The sequence below is a fragment of the Betaproteobacteria bacterium genome, assembly GCA_016791345.1.
Classification (GTDB): Bacteria; Pseudomonadota; Gammaproteobacteria; order Burkholderiales; family JAEUMW01; genus JAEUMW01.
This window is the reverse complement of the sequence record JAEUMW010000143.1, coordinates 1-4,536: the sequence shown is the minus strand read 5'-3', so window position 1 is coordinate 4,536 and position 4,536 is coordinate 1. Positions and strand designations below refer to the sequence as shown.

The 4,536-nt window shown below is 68.7% G+C and carries 4 protein-coding genes; all 4 read left to right on the top strand.

Features of this window, described 5'->3' with window-relative positions:
* Nucleotides 1-169: 169 nt before the first annotated feature.
* The gene (locus JNK68_05915; protein ID MBL8539891.1) at nucleotides 170-790 is read left to right on the top strand and encodes a hypothetical protein; all 621 of its coding nucleotides are present in this window, start codon (nucleotides 170-172) and stop codon (nucleotides 788-790) included.
* Between the two features lie 445 nt (nucleotides 791-1,235).
* Nucleotides 1,236-2,531, top strand: coding sequence for an HlyD family secretion protein (locus JNK68_05910; GenBank protein MBL8539890.1), 1,296 nt, complete (start codon nucleotides 1,236-1,238; stop codon nucleotides 2,529-2,531).
* A 13-nt stretch (nucleotides 2,532-2,544) separates the two neighbouring features.
* Nucleotides 2,545-4,209, top strand: coding sequence for an MFS transporter (locus JNK68_05905; protein MBL8539889.1), 1,665 nt, complete (start codon nucleotides 2,545-2,547; stop codon nucleotides 4,207-4,209).
* Nucleotides 4,206-4,536 (top strand): TolC family protein (locus tag JNK68_05900; protein ID MBL8539888.1); only part of this gene is annotated, 331 nt, incomplete at its 3' end. The genes JNK68_05905 and JNK68_05900, both read left to right, overlap by 4 nt.

Sequence of the window (4,536 nt, the reverse complement as noted above, 5' to 3'; positions counted from 1 at the left end):
ATGATCGACAAGACTGCGTAATCGATAAGACTGGGCGACCGTTGCCGCCTCGTTCGACGGTGGCGCCGTTTCTCTCAAGCCGAAAACGCTCTCACGGTGTTACCGTTTTCAGCAGGGTGGTGCCGCATCCCGGTACCATTGCCTCACGTCATCCAACGAGGACTTCGCGATGAAGCTGCTGCGCCCCCTCTTCCTGCTGTGCACCGCTCTCGTGCTGGCTGCATGCGCTTCCACGACGATCCGCTCGGCGTGGTTCGACACCAGCTACACCGGCGGTCCGATGAAGCGCATCGTCGTGGTGGGTGTCGGCGGGCAGGTTGCCGACCGCCGCGTGTTCGAAGACAGCTTCGCAGCGCAACTGCAGGCTGCGGGAGTCGAGGGCATCCCCGGCTACACGGTCGCCTCGGATGAAACCCGGATGAACGACGCCGCGTTTGCCGCCGCGGTCGAAAAGTCTGGCGCGGACGGCCTGCTGGTGGTGCGTCTCCTCAACGTCGACACGCGCACGCAGGTCTCGACCGCGATGGTGCCCGGTCCCGCCGTGTGGGGACCGTGGGGGCCATACGGCGGCGGCTTCTACGGCCCGATGTGGTTTCCGGCGACACAGGTCAATCAGTTCGATGTCGCGCAGGTCGAAAGCAGCCTCTACGACACGAAGACGCGGCGGCTCATCTGGTCGGCGACCACCGAAACCATCAATCCCGCAGCGGTCGCGCAGGAAACCCCGCGTTTTGCCGCTGTCATCATCGGGCAGTTGCGGGCGCGCGGACTGATCGCTGGCAAGCCGTAGCATCTCGCCATCACGCGCCGGGCGCTCACGCTCGGCGCGACCGAACGGCAGCCACGGGATCGCCGCTGAGCGCACTGCCGGTTTCGATCCGCTTCTCCCACGCGCGGCGCCGGCCTTCGTGTTCGGCGGCGCTTGGCAGGTGGCGCACGCCAACGTCGGCGACAGGCTGGAGATCGTCTGCAGACGAGCGACGGGCCGTGCTGCTGGTCGGTCTCAGGTAGAAGGCAGACGCGGAACCCTCCACTGCCGGACGCGCCACTCGGATGAAGTTCGCCCACGGGTTGGCGCTTTCAGCGGCACTCACGCCGGTGTGCTCGCGCGCCCCCGAGGCTGCAACGGTACGGGAAATCGTGTCTAATTCCCCTCGCTTCGCCCCGCCCCGCGGGGCCGTAAGGGGACTGTTTCTTTGCCGGAACCCGCTGCCACCCAGCATCCTGCGCACGCGTTGCTGCAATCGCGGCCCGCGCTGATCGCTGTTGGCCTCGCCGGCTTGGTGCTGCTGGTGTTGCTCGTCTGGTGGGTCGGCTACCGGCTCACGCACTCCATCACCGACGATGCCTTCATCGAGTCCGACATGGTCGAGCTCGCGCCGCGCGTCGAAGGGCAGATCACCGAGATGCTGGTCGCGGACAGCCAGCCCATCGTTCGCGGCCAGCTGCTCGCCCGCATCGACCCCGTTCCGTACCAGCACAAGGTGGCGCAGGCCGGGGCCGCGCTGAAGGTCGCGGAAGCGGACCACGCGACGGCAGTGGCAGCGCTGGAGCGTCTCGAAGCCCAGGTGCCGCAGCAGATCGCCGCGGCGGAGCATCAGCTCGCGGTCGCGCAGAGCCAGAGTCAGTCCACCGCGCACAACCTCACCCAGGTGCGCGCCACGTTCGCGCACGATGTCAGGCTCGCCGAGCAGGGATTGCAGGCGTCGCAGGCGAATCTCGACTTTGCGCGGGTCACCGCGGAGCGCTGGAACGCGCTGGTCGAGGACCGCGCCGTGGCGCCGGAAGAGCGCGACGCGAAGCAGACGTCGCTCGCCACCGCAACCGCGCAGCATGCCCAGGCGACGACAAAGCTCGCGCAGGCGAGAAGCGATCTCGCGCGCGTGAAGGCGGCGGAGGCGCTGGCACAGGCCGCGGACCAGCGCGGACGCGAAGCACAGGCCCAGCTTGCGCTGGCGCGGCAGGGACCGCTCGAGATCGCCGAGGCACGGCGCAAGGTGGAAGCCGCCGCCGAACGCGTCGAATCCGCACGCACCGAGCTTGCCCTGCAGCAGACACAGCTCGCCTATACCGACGTCGTGGCGCCCTTCGATGGCGTCGTGGCCAAGCGCTTCAAGTTCCGCGGCGATTTCGGCACGCCGGGCGTGCCCATCTTCAGCCTCTACGACACGGAGAACCTCTACGTGACCGCACACCTGGAGGAGACGAAGCTCAAGGGCGTGGGCGCCGGGCACCCGGTCCGCGTGGCGGTCGACGCATTCTCCGAACCGTTCGAGGGGCACGTGCTGTGGGTCGGCAAGGCCACCGGCGCGCAGTTCGCGCTCATCCCGCGCGACGTCTCCACGGGAGAGTTCACGAAGATCATCCAGCGCGTGCCGGTGCGCGTGGTCGTCGAGCGCGACGAGCGCTGGTCGCAGCTGCGGCCCGGCCTCTCGGCCACGGTGGCGATCTCCCACAGCGGCCCGAGCGACGCGCCCGGCGCGGCGACCCCGAGCGCACCGGCGAACGCAGCGAGCCCGCCGGCACAGTGACGCGGCCCACGCCATGAGCGAACCACCTGCCGCCACGGCTGCTGCCCCGGTTGCCGCCGGCGACGAGATCGTCTGGCTCGGGCTTGCCCGCAAGTGGTGGGTGATGGCGGTGACGACGCCGAGTGTCGTCCTGGCCGAGGTGGCGGTCACCGCACTGCTTCTGTCCAACACGCTCATCCTGCAGGGCCTGGACACCGACATGTACCGCTACCAGTGGGCGACCGGCCCGTACCTGGTGCTGCTCATCCTCGCTCCGCTGCTGAGCGTGCCTCTCGTCGCGAGCTACGGTTCGCAACGCACCTTCCTCGCGGGCGCGGTACTCGCGGGCGCCGGTTTCGTCGTGGCTGCCCTTGCCGAGTCGCTCTACGCGATGATCGTGGCGCGCCTGCTGATGAGCGCGAAGGGCCTGGTGCTCGCGGTGGCACTCTCGCAGATGTGGCTCGCCTTCCCGCGCCGCAAGGGACTCGCCATGGCCGTCGTCAATGCCGCGACCTACGGCGGCCTGTTCGTCGGCACTGCGGTGGGCGGGTTCCTCGAATTCCAGACGTCCTGGCGCAGCATCTATGGCGTCGCCGGCGTGACCTTTCTCGTCCTCGCCGTCACCGGCCATCGCGCCCTCGTCCGCGACCAGCCGGCGCAGCCCGTGCCGCTCCGGCTGAACCCGCTCGAAATCCTGCTGCTGACGGCGTCGATCGCCGTCGCCGTCTTCGTCGTGCTGCGCGGCCAATATTTCGGCTGGTTCGATTCGAACCTTGTCGCCTTCTCCATCGCGGGCGGCACCCTCGCATTTGCCGGCTTCGTCTGGACGACGCTTACCTCGACCGACCCGCTCGTCAACCTGCGGCTTGCGGGGTTTCGCACGCTCGCGCTGACGCTGCCCGTCATCGCCCTCTTCGCCGGTGCGGCGGTGGGAATGTTGATCACGCTGCCCAGCTATTTACAGTTGCGCGGATATCCGAGCGTGGTCGAGGGATGGATCCTCTTCTTTCCCGCCGTCGCGATCCTCAGCTCCTGTCTCGCCAGCGGTTTCCTCTATGGTCGCAAGACGAACCTCGTCGCGCTCTGGGCCGGACTTGCGTCGAGCCTCGCGGGCGGACTGTGGTTTCTGCAGGCGGATCTGTACACCGCCAAGGCGACCGTGAGCGCGATGCTGTGCGTCTGGGCTGCGGGGGCCGGCCTGGTATTTCCGACCGCGCTGCGTCTTACCTTCTCGGGACAGAATGCGGCGGCGGTGCGCCAGCTCGCGGGGGTGAAGGTGGCGCTGCGATCCTCCGCCACCCTGCTTCTGGCATTCACTGCCGTGATCGTCATCCAACGTGGCACCGACGTCGGTCAGGACTCGCTGGGGCAGCGAGTGAACCGGAACAACCCCGCCTACGCGCAGGTGCTGGAACGCGTCGAACAGCATGTCGTCTCGCGCGGAAGTGCGCCCGCCATCGCGAAGGAGCAGGCCGCCGGCGTCGTCGGCTCATGGGTCGCCTACAATGCGCAAGCCGTCGGCCAGCGCGCGGGGCGGCGATTTCTGCTGGCCGCCAACGCGCTCGCGCTGCTCATCGCATTGTTCATCCCGCTGCGTCCGGAGGAGAACCTCCTCGCCGACGACGCGCGCGACTTCGCCTGGGGATGGAGCGACCGGGTGCAGCCGCGATCCGTCACGCAGTCCGGAAACGCCTCGTGAGCAGGACCGTCGCGGCCCTGGTCTGCGCTGCGCTGCTGGCAGGCTGTTCCTTCGCGCCGAAGTACGAGCGCCCGCAAGTCGACCCGCCGTCTGCATGGCGAACGCCGGATGCCGAAGGCGGCTCGCTCGCCGAGCTGGCGTGGTGGCAGCTCTTCCAGGACGAAGCGCTGCGGGCGCTCATCCAGATCGCGCTCGCCGAGAACCGGGACCTCATGATCGCATCGGCCCGCGTCGAGCAGGCGCGTGCCCAGGCCGGCGTGGTGAACTCCGCGCTCTTTCCGCAGATCGGGGCCAGCGGTTCCGCGGCGCGCGAGCGATACTCGGAAC

Excerpts from the sequence above, each read along its gene's own strand:
- JNK68_05915 (MBL8539891.1), top strand. The coding sequence starts at position 170 with ATGAAGCTGCTGCGCCCCCTCTTCCTGCTGTGCACCGCTCTCGTGCTG.
- JNK68_05905 (MBL8539889.1), top strand. The coding sequence starts at position 2,545 with ATGAGCGAACCACCTGCCGCCACGGCTGCTGCCCCGGTTGCCGCCGGC.